The 22,500-nt window shown below is 61.6% G+C and carries 14 protein-coding genes, 18 tRNA genes, 1 rRNA gene and 1 riboswitch (1 of these 34 running past the window's edge); of the genes, 5 read left to right on the forward strand and 28 right to left on the reverse strand.

All coding sequences use genetic code 11. The annotated features are described in order from the left end of the window. Window positions 1–84: 84 nt before the first annotated feature. The 7 genes from HGI30_RS19120 to gcvH all read right to left on the reverse strand — a co-directional run bounded on the left by HGI30_RS19120 (window position 85) and on the right by gcvH (window position 8,663). Window positions 85–2,127 (reverse strand): ABC transporter ATP-binding protein, encoded by a 2,043-nt coding sequence (locus HGI30_RS19120; protein WP_235680198.1) that lies wholly within the window; start codon window positions 2,125–2,127, stop codon window positions 85–87. Window positions 2,128–2,190: 63 nt separating this feature from the next. Beyond that, complete coding sequence (locus HGI30_RS19125; RefSeq protein ID WP_168909001.1) at window positions 2,191–3,936, reverse strand: ABC transporter ATP-binding protein; 1,746 nt, start codon at window positions 3,934–3,936, stop codon at window positions 2,191–2,193. A gap of 440 nt (window positions 3,937–4,376) precedes the next feature. Then, entirely contained in the window at window positions 4,377–5,390 is a 1,014-nt protein-coding gene (locus tag HGI30_RS19130) for a right-handed parallel beta-helix repeat-containing protein (RefSeq protein WP_235680199.1), read from the reverse strand. A 137-nt stretch (window positions 5,391–5,527) separates the two neighbouring features. Further along, window positions 5,528–5,806 carry a monooxygenase family protein gene (locus HGI30_RS19135; protein ID WP_407944995.1) on the reverse strand — a complete coding sequence of 93 codons (279 nt, stop codon included), beginning with the start codon at window positions 5,804–5,806 and terminating at the stop codon, window positions 5,528–5,530. Window positions 5,807–5,888: 82 nt separating this feature from the next. Next, the gene (locus HGI30_RS19140; RefSeq protein WP_168909003.1) at window positions 5,889–6,437 is read right to left on the reverse strand and encodes a TetR/AcrR family transcriptional regulator; all 549 of its coding nucleotides are present in this window, start codon (window positions 6,435–6,437) and stop codon (window positions 5,889–5,891) included. A gap of 140 nt (window positions 6,438–6,577) precedes the next feature. Then, a complete protein-coding gene (locus HGI30_RS19145; protein ID WP_168909982.1) occupies window positions 6,578–7,999 on the reverse strand; it encodes a DHA2 family efflux MFS transporter permease subunit in 1,422 nt (473 codons plus the stop codon). 274 nt (window positions 8,000–8,273) lie between these two features. Continuing rightward, on the reverse strand, window positions 8,274–8,663 hold the full coding sequence (gcvH, locus tag HGI30_RS19150) for a glycine cleavage system protein GcvH (RefSeq protein WP_168909004.1): 390 nt from the start codon (window positions 8,661–8,663) through the stop codon (window positions 8,274–8,276). 157 nt (window positions 8,664–8,820) lie between these two features. After that, window positions 8,821–8,924, forward strand: a riboswitch (glycine riboswitch). 259 nt (window positions 8,925–9,183) lie between these two features. Between gcvH and gcvT the strand changes: the two genes are divergently transcribed. The 3 genes from gcvT to gcvPB are packed head-to-tail and all read left to right on the forward strand — an operon-like array spanning window position 9,184 to window position 13,212. After that, entirely contained in the window at window positions 9,184–10,308 is a 1,125-nt protein-coding gene (gene gcvT / locus HGI30_RS19155) for a glycine cleavage system aminomethyltransferase GcvT (RefSeq protein WP_168909005.1), read from the forward strand. 7 nt (window positions 10,309–10,315) lie between these two features. Beyond that, entirely contained in the window at window positions 10,316–11,695 is a 1,380-nt protein-coding gene (gene gcvPA, locus HGI30_RS19160) for an aminomethyl-transferring glycine dehydrogenase subunit GcvPA (RefSeq protein ID WP_168909006.1), read from the forward strand. A gap of 59 nt (window positions 11,696–11,754) precedes the next feature. Continuing rightward, window positions 11,755–13,212, forward strand: a complete 1,458-nt coding sequence (gcvPB, locus tag HGI30_RS19165) for an aminomethyl-transferring glycine dehydrogenase subunit GcvPB (protein WP_168909983.1) — start codon at window positions 11,755–11,757, stop codon at window positions 13,210–13,212. Window positions 13,213–13,331: 119 nt separating this feature from the next. On the opposite strand, the gene HGI30_RS19170 is transcribed toward gcvPB, so the two are convergent. Then, a complete protein-coding gene (locus HGI30_RS19170; RefSeq protein WP_328805171.1) occupies window positions 13,332–14,168 on the reverse strand; it encodes an alpha/beta fold hydrolase in 837 nt (278 codons plus the stop codon). Window positions 14,169–14,294: 126 nt separating this feature from the next. Between HGI30_RS19170 and HGI30_RS19175 the strand changes: the two genes are divergently transcribed. After that, window positions 14,295–15,131 (forward strand): lipoate--protein ligase family protein, encoded by an 837-nt coding sequence (locus HGI30_RS19175; RefSeq protein WP_168909008.1) that lies wholly within the window; start codon window positions 14,295–14,297, stop codon window positions 15,129–15,131. 28 nt (window positions 15,132–15,159) lie between these two features. Here the strand turns inward: HGI30_RS19175 and HGI30_RS19180 are convergent, their stop codons facing one another. Further along, complete coding sequence (locus HGI30_RS19180) at window positions 15,160–16,533, reverse strand: AAA family ATPase (protein ID WP_168909009.1); 1,374 nt, start codon at window positions 16,531–16,533, stop codon at window positions 15,160–15,162. 474 nt (window positions 16,534–17,007) lie between these two features. Between HGI30_RS19180 and HGI30_RS19185 the strand changes: the two genes are divergently transcribed. Continuing rightward, on the forward strand, window positions 17,008–18,363 hold the full coding sequence (locus tag HGI30_RS19185) for a dipeptidase (protein WP_168909010.1): 1,356 nt from the start codon (window positions 17,008–17,010) through the stop codon (window positions 18,361–18,363). A gap of 161 nt (window positions 18,364–18,524) precedes the next feature. Here the strand turns inward: HGI30_RS19185 and HGI30_RS19190 are convergent. The 19 genes from HGI30_RS19190 to HGI30_RS19280 all read right to left on the reverse strand — a co-directional run. Continuing rightward, window positions 18,525–18,598 (reverse strand) — tRNA-Gly (locus tag HGI30_RS19190). A 5-nt stretch (window positions 18,599–18,603) separates the two neighbouring features. Continuing rightward, window positions 18,604–18,680, reverse strand: a tRNA-Pro gene (locus HGI30_RS19195). A 9-nt stretch (window positions 18,681–18,689) separates the two neighbouring features. Further along, window positions 18,690–18,766: transfer RNA gene (locus HGI30_RS19200), tRNA-Arg, on the reverse strand. Window positions 18,767–18,769: 3 nt separating this feature from the next. Next, window positions 18,770–18,844 (reverse strand) — tRNA-Gly (locus HGI30_RS19205). Window positions 18,845–18,847: 3 nt separating this feature from the next. Next, window positions 18,848–18,934 (reverse strand) — tRNA-Leu (locus HGI30_RS19210). 47 nt (window positions 18,935–18,981) lie between these two features. Continuing rightward, a tRNA-Leu gene (locus tag HGI30_RS19215) sits at window positions 18,982–19,067 on the reverse strand. A gap of 16 nt (window positions 19,068–19,083) precedes the next feature. After that, a tRNA-Lys gene (locus HGI30_RS19220) sits at window positions 19,084–19,156 on the reverse strand. 4 nt (window positions 19,157–19,160) lie between these two features. Next, window positions 19,161–19,235: transfer RNA gene (locus tag HGI30_RS19225), tRNA-Gln, on the reverse strand. Between the two features lie 12 nt (window positions 19,236–19,247). Further along, a tRNA-His gene (locus HGI30_RS19230) sits at window positions 19,248–19,323 on the reverse strand. A gap of 14 nt (window positions 19,324–19,337) precedes the next feature. Continuing rightward, a tRNA-Thr gene (locus tag HGI30_RS19235) sits at window positions 19,338–19,410 on the reverse strand. Between the two features lie 10 nt (window positions 19,411–19,420). Next, window positions 19,421–19,497, reverse strand: a tRNA-Asp gene (locus HGI30_RS19240). Between the two features lie 4 nt (window positions 19,498–19,501). After that, window positions 19,502–19,578, reverse strand: a tRNA-Met gene (locus tag HGI30_RS19245). A gap of 9 nt (window positions 19,579–19,587) precedes the next feature. Further along, window positions 19,588–19,663 (reverse strand) — tRNA-Val (locus tag HGI30_RS19250). A 4-nt stretch (window positions 19,664–19,667) separates the two neighbouring features. Continuing rightward, window positions 19,668–19,742, reverse strand: a tRNA-Glu gene (locus tag HGI30_RS19255). 20 nt (window positions 19,743–19,762) lie between these two features. Further along, window positions 19,763–19,850 (reverse strand) — tRNA-Ser (locus HGI30_RS19260). A 19-nt stretch (window positions 19,851–19,869) separates the two neighbouring features. Further along, window positions 19,870–19,957: transfer RNA gene (locus tag HGI30_RS19265), tRNA-Ser, on the reverse strand. Window positions 19,958–19,960: 3 nt separating this feature from the next. After that, window positions 19,961–20,036: transfer RNA gene (locus HGI30_RS19270), tRNA-Asn, on the reverse strand. Window positions 20,037–20,046: 10 nt separating this feature from the next. Beyond that, window positions 20,047–20,122 (reverse strand) — tRNA-Ala (locus HGI30_RS19275). A 93-nt stretch (window positions 20,123–20,215) separates the two neighbouring features. Then, window positions 20,216–22,500, reverse strand: a 23S ribosomal RNA gene (locus HGI30_RS19280) (it continues 645 nt past the right edge of the window).

Here is a 22,500-nt window from a genome sequence, read left to right on the forward strand (position 1 = left end):
CATTCCTATTTGCGCAACCCTTTTTTCAAAAAAAGATGAAAAAGATGAAAAGGCTCCGGCGCAGCCCGCCGGAGCCTTTCGTCATCACGACACCTTGACGCCCAGACCTTCGCCGGCCTGGAGCTGATACATGGCGTAGTATTTGCCCCCATGATCCATCAGCTGCTCGTGATTGCCCCGCTCGACGATGACGCCGCGGTCGAGCACGAGAATCTGATCCGCCGCGCGGATCGTAGAGAGGCGATGGGCGATGACGAACGTCGTGCGTCCCTGGCTCAGCACATCCAGCGCCCGCTGGATGATCGACTCCGTCTCGGTGTCGATGCTGGCCGTCGCCTCGTCCAGAATCAGGATCGCCGGATCGTAGGCAAGCGCACGGGCGAAGGAGATGAGCTGCCGCTGTCCTGCGGACAGCGTGCTCCCCTTTTCAATGACCGGCTCGTCGATGCCCTGAGGGAAGCGCATGAACATCTCGTACGCTCCGACATCCTTCAGCGCCTGCACGACCTTCTCGCGGGAAATGGCCGGATTGCCCAGGCTGACGTTGGAGGCGATCGTGCCGGTGAACAGGAACGGATCCTGCAGCACGATGCCCATGTGCTGGCGCAGCTGCTGCTTCGGAATGTCCCGCACGTCGATCCCGTCGACGGTAATTCGTCCCTGCTCGATATCGTAGAAGCGGAAGAGCAGGTTCAGGATGGAGCTCTTGCCTGAGCCCGTATGGCCGACCAGAGCGACCGTCTCGCCCTGGCGGGCGGCAAAGGAGATGTCCTTGAGCACGTAGTCATCGTTCTTGTAGGCGAACGTGACGCCGTCGAACGCCACCTCGCCCTTGTAGCGCGGCATCTTGCCCTCGTCGACGTCGACTCCTGGCTCGTCGAGCAGCTCGAAGACGCGTCCGGCGGAAACCCGCGCCGTCTCCAGATTCGTCAGCTGGTTGACGATGCCGACGATGGGCTGGAACATGCGGTTCATATAATCGATGAAGGCGTACATGACGCCGACGGTGACCAGCTTGCCGAGATCATCTCCCCAGAACATCCAGAGCGCGATCAGGAAGACGATGTTGCGGATGACGTTGACGAGGTTGTGCGAGGTCCACGCATCCACTTTCAGCAGCTTGATTTTATAGGAGAAGAACTCGTCGTTCATCTCTTGGAACTCCTCGGCCGTCTTGCGCTGGCGGCGGAACGCGCGGATGATGCTCATCCCTTGAATCGATTCGTTGATCATCGCGTTGATGTCGCTCAGCTTGGCGCGGATGATGCTGTTGTACCGCCCCGCCACGCGCCGGTAGAAGTAGATCCACAAGATTAGAATGGGAATCATCGGCAAGGCGAACAGAGCCATCGTCGGACTGAGGACGAACAGCGCTCCGAGAATCGCCGCCATATAGATGATGCCGCTGAAGAAGTTCGCCAGCACCGCGACGAAAAGCTCGCGCACCGCTTCGGTGTCGTTGGTGATCCGGGAGACGACCTTGCCTGCCGGCAGGTTGTCGAAATAATTCACCGGCAAGCGCTGTGTATGGGCGAACACGTCCTCGCGCATGCGCTGCACGATCCGGTTGGCCGTCGTCTGCAGCATGAGCTTCTGCCCGTAGGTGAAGAACGCCGCGACGACGAGAAGGCCGAAGTAGGCGGCGGCCAGCTGGAGCAGCGGACGGATCTCCGGCTTGTAGAAGGCGTACACCTGCTCCCGGCTCATCGCCTCGACCGGCATTTCGATGGAGCCCGCGCCTGCCTTGACGGTCAGCACGCCGTCCGCGACTGCGGCGTCGCTGCCTTCCGGCAAGGCAGCCGGATAAGGGTAGAAGCTCATCCCCTCCTGCACGATGGACAGGCGGCCTGCCCCGCCTTCTCCCGGCTCCAGCCGGTCGATCCGCTTGTAGGAAGTGCCGCCGTACTCGACGGAATCCTTTGTCCCTGGCTCGACCTCGACCCAGGTGCGCTCGATGCCGAGGATGTTGTTGTCGATCATCCGCTTCGCCAGCAGCGGGCCGACCATCTCGGCGCACACCGCCAGCGCCAGCAGGACGAGAGCGATCAAGATAGGTTTCTTATAGAATAATGCATATCGGAGCAGCCGCTTCCCCGTTCCGGGACTCGCTGTCGTCGTTTCCGTCACGCTCGATCACCTTCTTTGCTTCGAACTGAATTGCCTTTCCTGGCCTGATCGGCCGTCCGCCGGTCAGGACTCCACATACGCCTCCAACTGCTGGCGGTCATACTGCTCCCGATACCAGCCGCCTTGCTGCAGCAGCTCCTCGTGCGTGCCGCGCTGCACGATGCGTCCGTCGTCAAGGACGAGAATGAGCTCCGCGTGCTGCACGGCCGACAGGCGATGCGTCGTGATGATCGTCGTCTTGCCCGCTCGCTCCGTACGGATGCCTTCGATGATCTCCGCCTCGGTCTTGGCGTCGACCGCCGACAGCGCGTCGTCGAGCAGCAGAATCTCCGGATCGGCGATGAGCGCCCGGGCGATGCTCACCCGCTGCTTCTGTCCGCCGGATAGAGCGACGCCTTTTTCCCCGACAAGCGTCTCCAGCCCTTCCGGCAGGAACAGGATGTCCTTGGCGAACGACGCCCGGACGAGCGCGCGCTCCAGGTCTTCCCCGGTCGCATGCTCGCTGCCGAACAGAATGTTCTCGCGGATCGAGCGGGAGAACAGGACCGGCTGCTGAGGCACGTAGCCGAACCAGCCGTGCAAGCGGTCAAGCGGCAGCCTGTCGATCGCCACGCCGCCGATCGTCAGCTCACCGCTGCCGACCGGGTACTCGCGGATCAGCTGCTTGAGCAGCGTCGTCTTGCCGCTGCCCGTACGTCCGACGATGCCGAGCGTCGCTCCCTGCGGCAGCGAAAAGCTGATGCCGCTCAGGTTGTCTTCCGGCGAGGACGGGTAGCGGAACGTATAGTCGTTCAGCACGATCGCTCCCGGCGCCTCCAGCTCCGACAGCTCGCCTTCGTCCTGCACGTCCGCCCTGGCCCCGAGCGTCTCCTCGACCCGGTCGAGGGAAGCGTTGCCTCGCTGAAGCATGTTGATGAGCTCGCCGATGGCGAACATCGGCCAAATCAGCATGCCGAGGAAAATGTTGAACGAAATCAAATCGCCGAGCGTGATCTCGCCTTGAAACACGAGCACGCCGCCGTAAACCAGGCCGATGATGTAGCTGAGGCCGACGAGAATCTTGTTGACGGGCTCGAACAAAGCATCGATCTTGGCGACCGCGATGTTGCGCGATAGCACCTCGCTCGTCTTGGCGTGGAACCGCTCGCGGTCCGCCGCTTCCTGCACGTAGGCGCGGACGACGCGCACGCCGGACACGGACTCCAGCACCTCGTCGTTCAGCTCGCCGAACGCGTCCTGAGCTTTCATGAAGCGCTCGTGGATCAGCTTCCCGAAAATGCCCATGACGATCGCGATGATCGGCAAAGGCAGCAGCGCCGCCAGCGTCAGCTTCCAGCTGATGAGCACCGCCATCATGAAGAGGATCGTCAGCATGAACGCCGTCGAGTCGATCAGCGTCAGGATGCCGAAGCCCGCCGTCACCGAGACCGCCCACAGATCGTTCGTAGAGCGAGCCATCAGGTCCCCGGTGCGGTTGCGTTCGTAGAACGTCGGAGTCATCTTGAGGAAGTGTCCCATCAGCTTGCCCCGCAGCAGCCGCTCCAGCACGTTCGCCCCGCCGAACAGGCGGGACATCCAGATGTAGGTGACGAAGTAGCTCGTCACCGTGATCGCGATCCAGCCCGCGACGATCAGGAAAAACCTGTCGTTCGAGAGCGTGCCTTGGCTGATGCCGTCGACCGTGTAGCCGAGAAGCTTCGGGGGAAGCACCTCGACCAGGCCGACCAGCACCAGCAGCGTGATTGCGATCGTATACCGTTTCCATTCGAGCCGGAAAAACCAGCCCAGCTTGCCTATGACGCTGAACAAAATCCCACCTCGTCTTTCGGGCGGCCGCCTCGGAAGAGGGCCGCCGGTTTCATCGTTTTGTCGATTCGGGTCATCCATGCCGAAAAAAAGACGCATCGCCCGTAAGCGATGCGCCTTGAGCCCGGCGGCCGCGGGTCCGCCTCCGTCCGGGGGGACGAACGATGCGGAACACGGCGGCCGGACTTAATGGAAGCGCACGGTCACAGGAACGTAACCGCGCGCAAGGATGATCGGAGGATCCTCATTGTGCCGCAGGATTACGCTTCAAGCCAAGTTCAACGGGCTGATGGCGATCGGTCGTCGTTAGCATCGTAATCCTCCTCGGAATGGGTTTCGCTAAGCCCCGCCGACTTGCAGCAGCAGCTCGCTTTGCCAATGTATCACCGCCTCGCGGCTTCCGTCAATGCCCGGATCGCTGCCAGTTTGGCTATAGCCGTTTGTTACCCGGAGGTCACGTTGCCCGCATACAGATTGCCGGCCGGATACCGCACATTGCCGGAGGCGAAGGCCTGCGTATCGCGGGTCGCGTTGACGACATATCCGGCCGAGCCGTCCAGATAAGCCGTATTGCCGGCGAAGCGGTTGTTCACGCCCCAGCCGGCCACGATGCTGTGGAGCTGGAAGGCGTCGGCGATCGCGGCGTTGCCGTTGCGATAGGCGGTATTCCCCCGGATGACGGCATCATTGCCCTTGACGTCGATGAAGCTGTCCGCATAATTGGCCCCGCTGATGCCCGTGCCGTCGAAGATGCAGTTCTCCACGATGGTGCGCAACGTCCTCTCCTTGATGTCGACGTGCTCCGCGCGGATATTCGGGCCGAAGCGGACGCCGGAGATAACCGTGTCGTGCACGTTCTGGTCATAACTGGCCCCTTCGGCCGATCCGACATAGACGCCCTCCCCGTAGCCCGGGCCGCTCAGGCCGGTATCGTGGATCCAGGAGCTCTCGATGCGGCCGCGCTTGCTGCCGTCGCGGAAATGGACTGCCTCGTAGCCGGTGCCGTACACTTCTACGTCGGAGAGGACGCTATCGTCGGAACGGTCGAGGATGATGCCCTTCTGGGCGTTGGTGAACTTGAGCGAACGGATGATCCAGCGGCTGCCTCCCTTGAGGTTGAACGCATAGCCCGAAGAGGCGGAATAGCCGGACAGCACCGCCTGCCTCGCAGGGTCGGCGCTCGTCAGCTCGATCGGCCGCTCCGCCGTGCCGGAGACGGCACTGGAAAAAGAGCCTGTGTACGTGCCTGGAGCCAGTTCGATGCGATCGCCAGGCTGGACGTCCTTGAGCGCTCGGCTCAGGCAAGAAGCCGTCGCGCAGGAGACGACGCGCAGCGGAGCCGGGGCCGCGGTCAGCGCCGAGGGCGCCGTCCGAATCTCGTTCGCGGCATGGACGGCGGGGGCTGCGATGGGGGCAGGCAGCGTCGCGACAAGCGAGAGCAGCAGGAAGCCTTTCAAGCTCTTTTTTCCTATAGCAGGCCGTACGATTCGGGTCATCATCCTCATCCTCTCTGCATGTAGACTCCCTTCTACTATGTCAGGCGGCAGAGCCGTGCGGAAGGGAGGCGATCACACTGCAGGAGGGGGAATATTCTCTAGTTGGGAGCCCTATCGGCGCCAAGACGCTCCCGGGAACGATGGCTCCCCCTGCCGACAGGCTCATGGCTGCCGGCTTTGGCTAGATACACGCGCGGCATGTTGACGTAGATGCTTTCGGATCGTCCCGGCTCGACCAGATAAGTCTCATGGAATACGCCGACCGCCCCCTCGGTTCCGACAGCCCGATTGAACCTCTGCCATGCCTCCAGATGCTGGCCATGACGCGCATATCGCTCCAGCTGCTCATAGGTTCGCCAGTATTGGATCGTCGTCACGCCGCGGGAGCCGAGTTCCTTCTTTATTTATTAATAAATAAGTAGATGGGCGAAAGAAAAGCCGCATTGCTGCGGCTGAGGCTCAGCCTTCTTCCGAAAGCAGCGGCCTCATGCATGCGAGCATCCTGTCCTGCAAGCCCAGCAGCTCCGCGAGCGCGGTCACCAGGCCCATGCCGAGGAAGGAGATCGTCTTGAACTCCGGATCCGGCAAGCCGGCTAGGCGGAACCGTCCTTCGATGCGCTCATGGATGCGGGCGAACTCCTCGCTCACGAAGCGACGAATGGGCGGATCCGAGATCGAGTGGGCCGTCATGCACAGGAGCACCTCGTTGCGGCAGCCGCTGGCGAGCAGGCGATAGAATGCCCCGCCCATCGCGGCTTCAAGCTCCTCCGCAGGGGCTTCCACCTCGGCGAAGGCCGACTTGATCCGATCCGCCGCGCGCTCGAGGACAGCTAGATAGAGCGCTTCTTTGGACTTGAAAAAATGGAATACATAAGGCTGCGTCACGCCGACCGCGCGGGCGACATCCGCCGTCGTCGTCTTGTAATAGCCCTGCTCCGCGAATAAAGCTGCCGCCGCGTCCAGAATCTGCTGCCGTCGGTCTCCCGTTTCTCCTTTTGCTGATGCCATGCTTCTCTCCTTTTATTTATTGATTAATAAATAACCGATTTTGACTCGATTGTCAAACGGCGAAGCGGCTGCGCGGGGCCTGAACTAAAAAAGCCCGCATCCTTAGGATACGGGCTGGCATGCGGCGGAGCAAGCCGACGTCAGTGCATCGGACCTTGAAGGCCGCCTTCCGGATCGCTGACCTTGACCCGCTTGATGAAGAAGGAAAGCACGAGTCCGAGCGCGGCGAACGCGATCGTCATCCAAAACGCGCCCTGCACGCCTTGCGTCATCGCTTGCGGCAGCTTGCCGAGATAGTCCGCCGGCGCGATGCCGTTGTCGGCATAGTACGCTTTTTGGCCTGCGCTCAGGATGCTGATCGCCAGCGCGGTCCCGATCGCTCCCGCCACCTGCTGGAGCGTGTTCATGATCGCGGTGCCGTCGGGATACAGCTCGCGCGGCAGCTGGTTGAGGCCATTCGTCTGGGCGGGCATCATAATCATCGAGATGCCGATGAACAGCAGCGAGTGCAGGACGATGATCTCGCCCTTGGACGTCGTCGGCTCGATGCCCGTCATGAGCCACAGGATGACGATGACGAGCACCAGGCCCGGGATGACGAGCCAGCGTGGCCCGTATTTGTCGAACAAGCGGCCCATGATGGGCGACATCAGGCCGTTGACGAGCCCACCCGGCAGCATCAGCAGGCCGGCGGCGAGCGGCAGCAGCCCCATGCCCGTCTGCAAATAGATCGGCAGCAGCATCACGGTGGAGAGGATGATCATCATCGAGACGAAAATGATCAGCGTCCCCATCGTGAACATCGGATAGCGGAACGCGCGCAGATTCATCATCGGCTGCTTCATGCGCAGCTGGCGGAGGATGAACAGCAGCAGGCCGGCCGCGCCGAGCGCGATGCCGATGATGACCTTGGGGCTGCTCCAGCCATGGTCGCCTTCGCCGGCGCTGCTGAAGCCGTAGACGATGCCGCCGAAGCCGATGCTCGAGAGCACGATGGAAAGCACGTCGATGCGCGGACGGGTCAGCTCGGACACGTTGCGCATGAAGACGACGCCGAAGATCAGCGCGAATACGAGCAGCGGCAACGCCGTCCAGAAAATCGTCCGCCAGGAGGCGTACTCCAGGAACAGGCCGGCGATCGCCGGTCCGACGGCTGGCGCGAACATGATGACGAGGCCCATGATGCCCATCGCGGTCCCGCGGCGGTGCGGCGGAATGATGACGAGCACCGTGTTGAACATGAGCGGCAGCAGCAAGCCCGTGCCGACCGCCTGGATCAGGCGGGCGACGAGCAGCACCTCGAAGCCCGGCGCCAGCGCGGCGAGCAGCGTGCCGACGATGGAAAACGAAAGCGACGCGATGAACAGCTGGCGCGTCGTGAACCATTGGAGCAGCAGTCCCGAGACCGGAACGAGAATCGCGAGCACGAGCAGGAAGCCGGTCGTCAGCCATTGAATGGTCGCCGGCTCCACGTTGAATAGGGCCATCAGCTCGGTGATGGCGATGTTCAGCGCGGTCTCGCTGAACATGCCGATGAAGCCGCTGATAAGCAGCGCGGCCATGATCGGCACGACTTTGAATTGCGGCGCTTCTTCCTGCGGGGAAGCGGCGGCCGACAGCGTTTGTTCCACAGTGGTCCCCTCCTAGGCTTTTTCAGCCTTTATCTAGTCTGATCCGTCCAGCCGCATCGGAGACCGGAAGGTCCCTTTCATCTAACCATATCGATCTGGCCAGGGCAATTATTGATTTCATTAAATCCGTTCTCTACCGGAAAAAAGAAATGGAAAAGCAGGGAGGGGCATCCCCCTCCCTGCTTCATGTTCCGTCGGCGCCTCTTCAATCGATGCGTTCGGAGTAGGCAGCGGCATCCAGAAGGGCCGTTACGAGCTCGGACGCGTCGGCGTCCGTCTCGATCTCGAGCATCCAGCCGCCGTCGTAAGGCTCCGAGTTGACGAGCTCAGGCGAATCCGCAAGCGCTTCGTTGACCTTGGCCACGATGCCGCCGACCGGCGCGTACAGATCCGATACCGTCTTGACCGACTCGATCGTGCCGAGAGGCTGCCCCGCCTCCACGCGATCGCCCGGACGGGGCAGCTCGACAAAGACGATATCGCCGAGCTGATGCTGCGCATGGTCGGTAATGCCGATCCGAACGGCATGCTCTCCCGCTGCAAGTGCCCATTCATGCTCCTCCGTGTAGCCCAAGCCCTGACGAATCTCACTCACTGGACGCTCATCCCTTCTCCTCGGCCTCAAGGGGCCGTTATGCGGCATAGCGTAAACGATGGGCAGGAAGCCTGTCAATCTCAACCAAGAAATGAGCGGATGGTTATTGACACCGAGTTGTCCCATCCGGCAAACTGGAAAGGATCGTAAATAGCGGATGAACGCAGCGGGAGAGATCGCCGGCAGTGCAAGGCGGCGCCGAAGGAGTAACCTTGACCTAGCGCGAGGGAATCTCTCAGGCAAAAGGACCTCTGCGGGACGCGGCTCTGGAGAGAACGAGCGCCTTCTTCGCGGCCGGCAATGGCCGGCGGGCGACCGTCACCAAAGGGGAAACTTGCCGCCTGGCATGCCGAAGCGATTCGGCTGCGCTGGCGTCGGGGCAACTCTCAGGTACAAAGGACAGAGCGGAAAACGAGTCGGCAGGCATGTCTTCGGACAGTCAGGCCGCGTTTTCCGCCCTGTCCTTTTTTGCCGTACGAAGGATCCGCCGCACGACTTCAATCGCGAGGAGGAACATCCGATGGCCAACCTGCGCACGACTCCGCTCCGCCCTGTCTATGCCGAGACCGGCGAGCCGCGCTGCATCGACTTCGGGGGCTGGGAGCTGCCGGTGCAGTTCAGCGGCATCATCCGGGAACATGAGGCCGTCCGCCAGCGGGCCGGCCTGTTCGACGTGTCCCATATGGGCGAATTCCTCGTCACCGGCCAGTTCGCCGCCGACTTCCTGCAGACGGTCACGACCAACGACATCCGCCGGCTGCAGGACGGGGAGGCTCAGTACACGCTCCTCTGCTACCCGAACGGAGGCGTCGTCGACGACCTGCTCGTCTACCGCATCTCCGAGGATCAGTATCTGCTCGTCGTCAATGCCTCCAACATCGAGAAGGATCTCGACTGGCTGCTCGAGCATCTGATCGGCGACGTGACGGTCGAGGACCGTTCGGACGCCACCTCCCTGATCGCCCTGCAAGGACCGCTCGCCGCTGAAATCCTCGCCCGCTGCACCGACGCTCCGTTCGCCGGATTGAAGCCGTTCCGCTTCCTGCGGGAAGCGGAGGTGTGCGGCGTCAAGACGCTGCTCTCGCGCACCGGCTATACCGGAGAGGACGGCTTCGAGCTGTATGCCGACTCCGGCGATGCCCCACGCCTATGGCGCGGTCTGCTGGCGGCCGGAGCGCCGCTCGGCCTGGAGCCGGCCGGGCTCGGCGCTCGCGACACGCTGCGGCTCGAAGCCAAGCTCGCGCTGTACGGCCAGGAGCTGTCGGCCGACATCACGCCGCTCGAAGCCGGGCTCAGCCCATTCGTCAAGCTGGACGGAGAGCCGTTCATCGGCCGCGACGCGCTGCTGGCGCAAAAAGCTGCCGGCGCTCCACGCCGCCTCGTCGGCATCGAGCTGCTGGAGCGCGGCGTTCCGCGCTCTCATTATCCCGTGTACAGCGGCGAGACGCGCATCGGAGAGATCACCTCCGGCACGCAGTCTCCGACGCTGAAGCGCAGCCTCGGGCTGGCGCTGATCCAGGCCGAATACGCTGCGATCGGCACCGAGCTCGAGGTCGAGATCCGCGGCAAGCGGCTGAAGGCCGCCGTCGTACCCGCCCCGTTTTACCGAAGAACCGCGCCGCCGGCCCGAACCGACAAGGAGTGAGCTCACGATGACCCGTCCGCACCGCTACATCCCGATGACCGAGCAGGATCAGAACGAGATGCTGGAGACGATCGGCGTCGCGTCGGTCGAGGACTTGTTCCGAGACATCCCCGCCCCCATCCGCTACGCCGGAACGCTGCCGATGTCCGGCGCGCTCGACGAATGGTCGCTGATGCGCCATCTCAAGCAGCTCGCCGGTCGCAATGCCGATGCCGACACGAACGCAAGCTTCCTCGGCGCCGGGCTGTACGACCACCATATCCCGGCCGTGCTTCCACATCTGGCCGGACGCTCCGAATTCTACACCGCCTATACGCCCTACCAGCCGGAGATCAGCCAAGGCGAGCTGCAGGCGATCTTCGAGTTCCAGTCGTATATCTGCGAGCTGACCGGCATGGCCGTCGCCAACGCCAGCATGTACGACGGCGCGACCGCGCTGGCCGAGGCAGCCGCGCTCGCCTCCGCCCACACCCGCCGCAAGCGCGTCGTCGTCTCGCGGGCCGTGCATCCCGAAGCGCGCGAGATTCTGCGCACGACCGCCCGCGGCATCGGGCTCGACATCGTCGAGGTCGGACTGCGGGACGGCCTGACCGATGCCGAGGCGCTCGCCGCTGCCGTCGACGATTCGACCGCGGCCGTGCTCGTGCAGTCGCCGAGCTTCCTCGGCACGGTCGAGGATCTCGCCGCGCTCGTCTCGCTCGCCCATGGGGCAGGCGCGCTGTTCGTCGTCAGCGCCAATCCGCTCTCGCTGGGCCTGCTGGAGGCGCCGGGCGCGCTCGGCGCGGACATCGTCGTCGGCGACGCGCAGCCGCTCGGCATCCCGAGCTCGCTCGGCGGCCCGACGTGCGGCTACTTCGCCGTCGCCGAACCGCTCATGCGCCAGATGCCGGGGCGCATCGTCGGCCAGACCGTAGATCGGGACGGCAAGCGCGGGTTCGTCTTGACGCTGCAGGCGCGGGAGCAGCATATCCGCCGCGAGAAAGCGACGAGCAACATCTGCTCCAACCAAGCGCTGCTCGCGCTGTGCGCCAGCATCTACCTGAGCGTCATGGGCAAGACCGGCTTCCGCAGGACGGCGGAGCTGAACCTGCGCAAGGCGCGGTACGCAGCCCGAGCGCTGGAGGGGCTGGAAGGGTTTTCTCTCCCTTTCCACGATACGCCTACCTTCAACGAATTCGTCGTGAAGCTTCCCGAAGGAACCGACCTGAGCCGGCTCGATCTCGCGCTGCTGGAGGAAGGCTTCCTCGGAGGCTATGATCTCGGCCGGTCGTATCCGGAGCTGGCGGGGCATATGCTCGTCGCCGTCACTGAGAAGCGGACGCGCGAGGAGATCGACGCGTTCGCCGCCGCGCTGGACCGGATGACCCGAAAGGAGGCGCTCGCATGAGCCACCTGAACCCGACCCCCGAACGGCTGGCCGAGCTGCGGCTCGCCGGCTCCGCTGACGTGAAGCCCGAAAAAGCGCTCATCTTCGAGATGAGCCGCGAGGGACGCGAGGCTTTCTCGCTGCCGCCTTGCGACGTGCCGGAGGACGAGGAGCTGGCCGAGCTGCTGCCGGGCGGCCGGCTCCGCCAGCGCGACGCTTCGCTGCCGGAGGTGTACGAGGTCGACGTCGTCCGCCATTACACCGAGCTTTCCCGGCGCAATTTCGGCGTGGACAACGGCTTCTATCCGCTCGGCTCCTGCACGATGAAGTACAATCCGAAGATCAACGAGGACGCGGCCAAGCTGCCCGGCTTCGCACGCATCCACCCGTATCAGCCGGAGGAGAGCATCCAGGGGGCGCTCGAACTGCTCCATACGCTCCAGGACGATCTCGCTGCGCTGACCGGCATGGACTTCGTCACGCTGCAGCCCGCCGCCGGCGCCCATGGCGAATGGACCGGCCTCATGATGATCCGCGCCTATCACGAGAGCCGGGGCGAGTCGCGCTCCAAGGTCATCGTCCCGGATTCCTCCCACGGCACGAACCCCGCCAGCGCCACGACCGCGGGACTGGAGACGGTGACGATCAAGTCGGGCGCGGACGGCCTCGTCGATCTGGACGCGCTGCGCGCCGCCGTCGGCCCGGACACGGCCGCGCTCATGCTGACGAACCCGAGCACGCTCGGGCTGTTCGAGGCGCAGATCGTCGAGATCGCCGCCATCGTGCATGAAGCCGGCGGCCTGCTCTACTACGACGGCGCCAACTCCAACGCCATCATGGGCATCGCCCGTCCCGGCGACATGGGCTTCGACGTCGTGCATCTCAACCTGCACAAGACGATGAGCACGCCCCACGGCGGCGGGGGCCCGGGAGCGGGGCCGGTCGGCGTCAAGGCGCATCTCGTTCCGTTCCTGCCGAAGCCGGTCGTCGCCAAGCGCGAGGACGGCCGCTATTTCTTCGACTTCGACCGCCCGCAGTCGATCGGCCGGGTCAAGTCGTATTACGGCAACTTCGGCATCCTCGTCCGCGCCTACACGTACATCCGCTCCTATGGCCCGGAAGGGCTGAGGCAGGTGAGCGAATGCGCGGTGCTGAACGCCAACTACATGATGGCTCGCCTCGCGGAGGGGTACGAAATCCCGTATCCCGGCGTCTGCAAGCATGAGTTCGTCCTGTCGGGACGAGGACTCAAGGCATACGGCGTGCGCACGCTCGACGTCGCCAAGCGGCTGCTCGACTTCGGCTACCATCCGCCGACGATCTACTTCCCGCTCAACGTGGAGGAGTGCATCATGATCGAGCCGACCGAGACGGAGAGCAAAGAGACGCTCGACGGCTTCATCGACGCCATGCTGCGCATCGCCCGCGAGGCGCGCGAGACGCCGGAGCTCGTTATCAACGCCCCGTATACGACCGTCATGCGGAGGCTCGACGAGACGCTGGCCGCGCGCAAGCCGGTGCTAGGCTGCTCCTGCTGAAAAAAGCTTCTCCGGGAGGAATTCTCCTGGAGAAGCTTTTTTGTCGATGCGGCGGCGGGACTCCCCTCGACAAGGGGGGCGATCCGACCGGCATCTCGATTCCCGTCCGCAGCTGCCGCTCAGCGGGAGCCCGTCAGCTCCAGCATCGCCTCGATGATTGCCGGCCAATCATCCGGATGGATTTCATGCCCTGCGCCTTCGAGCGGCAGCAGCCTGGCCTTGGAGAGCCCCTGCTGGAGCGCCAGCCCATGCGCGTACGGAAGGACGGGATCCTCCGTTCCGTGAACGATCAAGGCAGGCTGCTTGATGTCTTCGGTGCGCGCTGCATCCTCCTCGCCCCCGCCCAGCAGCATATGATTGCCCATGCTCGCGAGAGATTCGGCATGACGGATCTCCTCCCGGACGAGCTCGCGAATCCGGGACTCGTCGAATTTCCTTTGGCTCCCGACGATCAGCCTCCATTTCTCGACGCCGAAATGCTCCGCTGCCCGAGCATCCGACAGATCCAGGGAAGCGGAGCGGGTAAAGAACTCGATTACCTTTTCTTCCATGGGGGGAAGGCCATCCGCGTAATTCGAGCTCGCCAGCAGCGTCAAGGAAAGCACCCTCTCCGGATGCCGGAGAGCCGCCAACTGACTCAGATACCCGCCCAGCGACATGCCTGCCAGATGAGCTTTCTCGATGCCGTAAGCATCAAGGACCCGCATCGCATCATCCGCCATATCCGTTAGAGAGTAGCCCGCCGTTCCAAGCGGCCAGCTCGACGACCTCCCCGTATCCCGGTTGTCATAGCGGATGACGAACCGCCCTCCTGCCGCCAGCCGCTCGCAGAATTCCCGTTCCCACCATACCATCGAGGCTTGCGAGCCCATGATGAGGAGCAGCGCCGCATTCGCAGGATCGCCGAATGATTCCGTTTGCAGCTTCACTTCGTCGGTTTGAATGAGTCTTTCCATATTCATTCCTCCTTTGGCTAGTTCCCTTGTCGTTGTCTCGACCTGGGTGAACTCCAATCCGTGATATGATACAGTTTAGAAATCATTCGATTCTTACGCTCTGCATAGGAAGGAACGTTTTCGCTCATGATCCATAACCGCTTCCCCGGCCTGCTCCTGCTCGACCGCATGGACGACTGGTCCGAGCCGGACGTCCTCTACTCGTTCGCGCTGGACGAGCTGCTCTGCCGGCGCGCCGGAGCGGACGGCGTGCCCGTCCTTCACCTGTGGCGGCATCCTTCCGGCTTCGTGATGGGACCGCGCGACAGCCGCCTGCCGGAGGCCGCGCGCGCTTCCCGCGAGCTGGAGCGGCTCGGCCTCTCGGTCGCCGTACGCAACTCCGGCGGCGCCGCCGTGCCGCTCGACCCCGGCGTCGTCAACGTCTCGCTCATCCTGCCCTTGCAGGGAAAAGCGTCCGCCCGTTTCGAGGACGATTTTCAGCTCATGTACGAGCTGATCGCCTCCGCCCTTGCCGACACCGGCGTGCGAGTGGACAAAGGCGAGATCGCCGGAGCTTATTGTCCGGGCGACTACGACCTCAGCGTCGGCGGACGCAAGTTCTGCGGCATCGCCCAGCGCCGGCTGTCCAAAGCCTACATCATCCAGGCGTTCGTCAACGCCGGCGGCTCCGGCGAGGAGCGCGGCCGCCTCGTCCGCCAGTTCTATGACGCCGCTGCTGGCCCTGGACCGGACGCCACGAGCTACCCGCTCGTGGATGCTTCGGTCATGGGGAGCCTGGAGGAGCTGGCCGATCTATGGCCGGATGCGCCGCGCTTGTTCGCCGAAGGAGCCGCAAGCGCCGCGCTCGGCCTGCGCGCGGAGCAGGAAGCGCACTTGCCGGAGAGCCGGCTGCCCCGGCCCGAAGAGATCCGCGAGCTGGCTGCGGCGATGAGAGCCCGCTACCCGATCGGCCCTGCGAAGTAGCCGCCATGTCATGTCCCTTGTACCATGCTTAGGCAAAAAAACCGACTTTGCCCGAACCGGAAGCCGACAGCCAGCTTCCGTCTTTGGCGTGCTCCATTTCTTGCCGAATGGCCCGAAGCAGAGGCTCTGTCTCCACTTGCCCCTTTTCCTGCCAGTCGAACGCAGCTGCCGCAACCAGCTCCTCCAGCTGCGCGTAGGAGAAGCCCTTGGTCCGGTCGGCCAGCTCTTCGAGCTGCTTCGCGCCGAACAGCAGGCCCCGGCTTTTTCGGCGGAGAAACTCATCCCGGCATTCGCGGCTCGGCTCGGCGACTTCGTACGCCCGATCGATCCGGCCCGGCCTTCCGATCAATGCCGGGTCCACCAGATCGGGATAATTCGTCGTCGCGATCAGATAGATGCCTTCCCTCGTCCGCATCCCGTCCAGCTCGCCTAAAAAGACCGAGCGAAGCTCCGGCCGCAATCCTTCCAGGTCCTCGACGATGAGCAGCATCGGAGCCATCTCCTCCGCGCGGCGGAGCATCTCCCGGATGCTCTCGGTGCTCGTATGCTCCGACAGCTGCCAGCTCATCGCCGGCACGCCCGCCTTGGAGGCGAGCGCCCGCACAAGGCTGGTCTTCCCGTTGCCCGGCTTGCCGTAGAGCAGCACTCCGCGCCGGTAGTTCAATCCGAACTGCTCATAGAATGCTCCCCCCGATTGAAAGAAGGCAGAGACCGAGCGCTCCAGCTCCATCCTCAGCAAATCCTGCACCGGCTCCCATCGCTCCATTCGATGAGGAGCCAGCTCAGCGATCGTCCCCTCATCTCCGTCGCAGCAGAGCAGCAGCTTTCCCGTCATCCGGCTGCGAAGCCGTTCACGGGCATGAGCCAGAAACCGACGCAGCGATTCGTCGCTTTCGGCGAACAGATACGGCTCGAGCGACCGTCCGATTACGCGCGGCATCGGGAGACGGACGAGCGCCACCTTCCACTCCGGGTAGCAGAACAAGTGGTTGTCGAGCGACGGATAGATGCGTATCTCGGCCGACTCGCGCTTGATGCTTCGGCTTTCCATCGTTTCATACACCCGAGCCAGCACCTGCAGCTGTTCGCTATCTTCCGCCAAGTCCTGCTCCAGCAGGCTCCAGTAGAGCTCCAGCTGATCTTCATCCTTGTAGACTGCGAACTCCATTCCATAGCGGCTCTGCAGCAGATCGCGAATCATGCGCAGCAGCTGCCTTTGCTCCTGGCCCGGGGCGGCCGATGCGGATAGGCCGGCGGCACCAGGATCGCCGGCTACGAGCGAGCGCGGCGGGGGCGATCCGGAGAACGCTCTTGAAGCGGTTGCAGCGAATCCGCCTGACGCCGGGATGCGGGCAGGGCTCTCCCCTCCATTCCCGCTGTGAAGATTCCAATCATGTATCATGTCTCATTCTCCTTATCGGTCCTGATGTCGCCGTTCCATTTCCCTCTTGACCGCGCAAAAAAAGCCACGGACTCCGTCCGTGACTTTGGATGCGCCCAGGGCGCCGCATGGCTGCGCAAGGACGATTCGTCCTCGACGCGCCTTCATGCCGCTATCCCTTGCTGCTTTCCCGTCCGTGGAGGCCTCTGAAAATCATGCTCCGACCGTTTCCGACTGCTGTTGCCGCTGCCTTCATCGCCATCTTCATCATTTCCGATCGCCTCCTCTCGTTTGTCGTTACCTGTATTCTAGGCCCGAGCCGCCGTCCGCGTCAATGGAGGGAAGCGGTAGAAAATGGATTAGCCTCTTTTCCCCCTCCAGCTTCCCTACGTTGACGCGTTGCCTTGCCTGCTTCTTATCCCCTTTCGCCAAGGGTATAATAGAACCATCCGATTTGCCTGCGGCAAACCGTCTTACTCAAGGAGGTACATCCCGATGTCTTATAAGACTTACTTCAGCTCCCATCGAGAAGCGCAGCTCGAGGAGCTGATGCAATGGCTGCGCATTCCGAGCATCTCCGCCATCTCCGCCCATGCGGAAGATGTCCAGACTGCGGCGTCCTGGCTTGCCGATACGCTCCGGCGCGGTGGACTCGAGAACGTAGAGATCATGCCTACGGGGGGCCATCCAGTGGTCTACGCCGACTATATCCATGCTCCAGGCAAGCCGACCGTGCTCGTCTACGGCCATTATGACGTACAGCCCGTCGATCCGCTGAACCTGTGGCAAACGCCTCCGTTCGAGCCTCAAATCCGCGAAGGCAAGCTGTACGCCCGCGGCGCGACCGATGACAAGGGGCAGGTATTCATCCACATCAAGGCGATCGAGGCGATCCTGCGCGAAGAAGGAACATTGCCGGTCAACCTCAAGCTATGCCTGGAAGGCGAAGAAGAGATCGGCAGCCCGCATTTGCCTGAGTTCCTGGAGACGCACAAGGACAAGCTCAGCTGCGATGCTGTGCTCGTCTCCGATACATCGCTGCTCGAGCCCGGACGCCCGGCGATCTGCACCGGCTTGCGCGGCCTCTGCTCGATGGAGGTATCCGTCCAGACCGCCAATACGGACCTCCACTCCGGCACGTACGGCGGAGCGGTTCCCAACGCCCTGCACGCGCTCGTCGAGCTGCTTGCTTCCTTGCATGATGCCGATGGCCGCGTAGCGGTCGACGGCTTTTACGAAGGCGTCCCGGAGCTGTCGCCCCTGATGCGCGAAGAGTTCGCCAAGCAAGGAGTCGAAGAGGACAAGATCCGCGACAGCCTCGGTCTGGATGCTCTCTATGGCGAAAAGGGCTACACCTTCGTCGAGCGCGTCGGCGCCCGGCCGACACTGGAACTGAACGGCGTGTACGGAGGCTTCCAGGGCGAAGGCACGAAGACGGTCATCCCGAAAGAAGCGCATGCCAAAATCACTTGCCGCCTGGTCGGGGAACAGGACCCGCAGAAAACGCTCGATCGCATCGAAAAGCATCTGCGCGATCGCGTCCAGTCCGGCGCGCGTCTCAACGTCAAGCAGATCGAGCAGGCCTTTGCGTTCAACATCGATCCGTCCCATCCGATCCTGCAGAAGGCGGCGGATGCTTATGGCCGCGTTTACGGAACCCGCGCCTTGTTCACCAAAGACGGCGGCTCGATTCCGATTATGGCCGCCTTCTCCCGCATGCTGGACGCTCCGGTCGTGCTCATGGGCTTCGGCCTTGACGATGAGAACCTTCATGCCCCGAACGAGCATTTCAATCTCGACAATTTCGACAAAGGGCTGCTCACGGTCGTGGAATTCCTGAAGTCGTTGTAGCAGCTACCCGATCATCTCCATTTCCTTAAACGAAAGAGGCCGTTCAGCAAGGTCGTATAACGACCTTGCTGAACGGCCTTCTTGCATTAGCCGATCGATATCCCTCTTCGTTCCAATTAGAAAAGGCCCTGCCCTTAGGCAAGACCGTTATCAGTTAGGCATGGAGCGGGTGATGGGAATCGAACCCACGCTATCAGCTTGGAAGGCTGAAGTTCTACCATTGAACTACACCCGCAAAAATGGTCGGGATGACACGATTTGAACATGCGACCCCCTGGTCCCAAACCAGGTGCTCTACCAAGCTGAGCTACATCCCGTTGTATAAATGGCGTGCCCGGAGAGATTCGAACTCCCGACCTTTTGATTCGTAGTCAAATGCTCTATCCAGCTGAGCTACGGGCACGTATGGAGCGGAAGACGGGAATCGAACCCGCGACCCTCGCCTTGGCAAGGCGATGCTCTACCGCTGAGCCACTTCCGCAGATGGTGCGGTCAAGAGGACTTGAACCTCCACGTCATTGCTGACACTAGAACCTGAATCTAGCGCGTCTGCCAATTCCGCCATGACCGCATGGTATAAAAGTGAAGCTTGGTTTCGCCTGGCAGGGCGAAAGTGAATGGTGCGGTTGAGAGGACTCGAACCTCCACGGGCGTAAGCCCACTACCCCCTCAAGATAGCGTGTCTGCCATTCCACCACAACCGCATATGAAGTTGAAAAGTGAGCCATGAAGGACTCGAACCTTCGACACCCTGATTAAAAGTCAGGTGCTCTACCAACTGAGCTAATGGCTCTTAATGGCTGGGGATCCAGGGTTCGAACCTGGGAATGACGGAGTCAAAGTCCGTTGCCTTACCGCTTGGCTAATCCCCATCGGGAAATCAATGGGGCGATCGAGGGGAATTGAACCCCCGAATGCCGGAACCACAATCCGGTGCGTTAACCACTTCGCCACGATCGCCATGGATATATCCATGCCGCCGAGAGGACTTGAACCCCCAACCTACTGATTACAAGTCAGTTGCTCTACCAGTTGAGCTACAGCGGCAAAGACTAAATGGCGGAGCTGACGGGATTCGAACCCGCGGTCTCCTGCGTGACAGGCAGGCATGTTAGGCCTCTACACCACAGCTCCATGTTGGTTGCGGGGACAGGATTTGAACCTGTGACCTTCGGGTTATGAGCCCGACGAGCTACCGGACTGCTCCACCCCGCGGTAGTTCAATGGTGGAAGCTGAGGGGATCGAACCCCCGACCCTCTGCTTGTAAGGCAGATGCTCTCCCAGCTGAGCTAAGCTTCCGTAATGGTGACCCGTAGGGGATTCGAACCCCTGTTACCTCCGTGAAAGGGAGGTGTCTTAACCCCTTGACCAACGGGCCTTATGAAGTTGAATAAAGAACGGAGAGAGAGGGATTCGAACCCTCGCACCACTTACGCAGTCTAACCCCTTAGCAGAGGGTCCCCTTGAGCCACTTGGGTATCTCTCCAAATCAAGAAATGTTGCTACGGAGAAGGAGGGATTCGAACCCTCGATACGCGATTAACGTATACACGATTTCCAATCGTGCTCCTTCGACCACTCGGACACTTCTCCTTATGGCTCCCCGAACAGGACTCGAACCTGTGACAACTCGATTAACAGTCGAGTGCTCTACCAACTGAGCTATCAGGGAAAATAAAGCATGGTGGAGCCAAGGAGGATCGAACTCCTGACCTCCTGCTTGCAAGGCAGGCGCTCTCCCAGCTGAGCTATGGCCCCATATGTCGTATGTAAGCCTTGCGTTCTCAAAGCTTGCGCCCTGAAAACTGGATCGAACGAAATGCCGTGCTGACCGGCTGTGTCTTGCTTGAATAGGATAAGCCCTCGACCGATTAGTACTCGTCAGCTGCACGCGTTGCCGCGCTTCCACCTCGAGCCTATCAACCTGGTCGTCTACCAGGGGTCTTACATACTGGGAAATCTCATCTTGAGGGGGGCTTCGCGCTTAGATGCTTTCAGCGCTTATCCCGTCCGTACGTAGCTACCCAGCGGTGCTCCTGGCGGAACAACTGGTACACCAGCGGTACGTCCATCCCGGTCCTCTCGTACTAAGGACAGCTCCTCTCAAATTTCCTGCGCCCACGACAGATAGGGACCGAACTGTCTCACGACGTTCTGAACCCAGCTCGCGTACCGCTTTAATGGGCGAACAGCCCAACCCTTGGGACCTACTTCAGCCCCAGGATGCGATGAGCCGACATCGAGGTGCCAAACCTCCCCGTCGATGTGGACTCTTGGGGGAGATAAGCCTGTTATCCCCAGGGTAGCTTTTATCCGTTGAGCGATGGCCCTTCCATTCGGTACCACCGGATCACTAAGCCCGACTTTCGTCCCTGCTCGACTTGTAGGTCTCGCAGTCAAGCTCCCTTATGCCTTTGCACGCTGCGAATGATTTCCAACCATTCTGAGGGAACCTTTGGGCGCCTCCGTTACATTTTAGGAGGCGACCGCCCCAGTCAAACTGCCCGCCTGACACGGTCCCTGCACCGGTTTCACGGTGCCAGGTTAGAACTCCGATACGATCAGGGTGGTATCCCAACGGCGCCTCCCCCGAAGCTGGCGCTCCGGATTCTTAGGCTCCCACCTATCCTGTACAGATCGTACCAAAGTCCAATATCAAGCTGCAGTAAAGCTCCATGGGGTCTTTCCGTCTTGTCGCGGGTAACCTGCATCTTCACAGGTAGTAAAATTTCACCGGATCTCTCGTTGAGACAGCGCCCAAGTCGTTACGCCATTCGTGCGGGTCAGAATTTACCTGACAAGGAATTTCGCTACCTTAGGACCGTTATAGTTACGGCCGCCGTTTACTGGGGCTTCGGTTCACAGCTTCGGGTTGCCCCTAACCGCTCCCCTTAACCTTCCAGCACCGGGCAGGCGTCAGCCCGTATACTTCGCCTTACGGCTTCGCACAGACCTGTGTTTTTGCTAAACAGTCGCTTGGGCCTTTTCACTGCGGCCCCCTCGGGCTATTCACCCTACCGAGGCACCCCTTCTCCCGAAGTTACGGGGTCATGTTGCCGAGTTCCTTAACGAGAGTTACTCCGCGCGCCTTAGCATGCTCTGCTCGCCTACCTGTGTCGGTTTGCGGTACGGGCACCTTCGCCTGGCTAGAGGCTTTTCTTGGCAGCCGGAGATCATGACCTTCGGTACTATAAGTTTCCCTCCCCATCACAGCCCAGCCGTACGGTTTGCGGATTTGCCAACAAACCAGCCTCACTGCTTGGACGGACACATCCATCGGTCCGCGTCACTACCCTTCTGCGTCACCCCATTGCTCGTAACGGCTTACGGTGGTACAGGAATATCAACCTGTTGTCCTTCGACTACGCCTTTCGGCCTCGCCTTAGGTCCCGACTTACCCTGAGCGGACGAACCTTCCTCAGGAACCCTTAGGCTTACGGCGGATCAGATTCTCACTGATCTTTTCGTTACTCATACCGGCATTCTCACTTGTGTACTGTCCACCAGTCCTTGCGGTCTGACTTCAACCTATACACAACGCTCCCCTACCCAAGTACCCATTGGTACATGCCATAGCTTCGGTGGTGTGTTTAGCCCCGTTACATTTTCGGCGCAGAGTCACTCGACCAGTGAGCTATTACGCACTCTTTAAATGGTGGCTGCTTCTAAGCCAACATCCTGGTTGTCTGGGCAACTCCACATCCTTTCCCACTTAACACACACTGGGGGACCTTAGCTGATGATCTGGGCTGTTTCCCTCTTGACGATGGATCTTAGCACTCACCGTCTGACTCCCGGTTATACATGACTGGCATTCGGAGTTTGACTGGACTTGGTAACCCTTGGCGGGCCCCGCACCCAATCAGTGCTCTACCTCCAGCATGCTCGACACCGAGGCTAGCCCTAAAGCTATTTCGGGGAGAACCAGCTATTTCCGAGTTCGATTGGAATTTCTCCGCTACCCCCACCTCATCCCCGAATTTTTCAACATTCGTGGGTTCGGGCCTCCAGTGCGTGTTACCGCACCTTCACCCTGGACAGGGGTAGATCACCCGGTTTCGGGTCTACACCCACGTACTGAAGCGCCCTATTCAGACTCGCTTTCGCTGCGGCTCCGTCTTCCCGACTTAACCTTG

Origin of the sequence: Paenibacillus albicereus (genome assembly GCF_012676905.1) — a bacterium.
GTDB lineage: Bacteria > Bacillota > Bacilli > Paenibacillales > Paenibacillaceae > Paenibacillus_O > Paenibacillus_O albicereus.

Bases quoted from the DNA above. Each gene is read 5' to 3' on its own strand.
- HGI30_RS19175 (WP_168909008.1), top strand. From the start codon at position 14,295: ATGATCCATAACCGCTTCCCCGGCCTGCTCCTGCTCGACCGCATGGAC.
- gcvT (WP_168909005.1), top strand. From the start codon at position 9,184: ATGGCCAACCTGCGCACGACTCCGCTCCGCCCTGTCTATGCCGAGACC.
- HGI30_RS19140 (WP_168909003.1), bottom strand. From the start codon at position 6,437: ATGGCATCAGCAAAAGGAGAAACGGGAGACCGACGGCAGCAGATTCTG.
- HGI30_RS19145 (WP_168909982.1), bottom strand. From the start codon at position 7,999: ATGGCCGCGCTGCTTATCAGCGGCTTCATCGGCATGTTCAGCGAGACC.
- gcvPA (WP_168909006.1), top strand. From the start codon at position 10,316: ATGACCCGTCCGCACCGCTACATCCCGATGACCGAGCAGGATCAGAAC.
- HGI30_RS19170 (WP_328805171.1), bottom strand. From the start codon at position 14,168: ATGGAAAGACTCATTCAAACCGACGAAGTGAAGCTGCAAACGGAATCA.
- HGI30_RS19185 (WP_168909010.1), top strand. From the start codon at position 17,008: ATGTCTTATAAGACTTACTTCAGCTCCCATCGAGAAGCGCAGCTCGAG.
- HGI30_RS19180 (WP_168909009.1), bottom strand. From the start codon at position 16,533: ATGATACATGATTGGAATCTTCACAGCGGGAATGGAGGGGAGAGCCCT.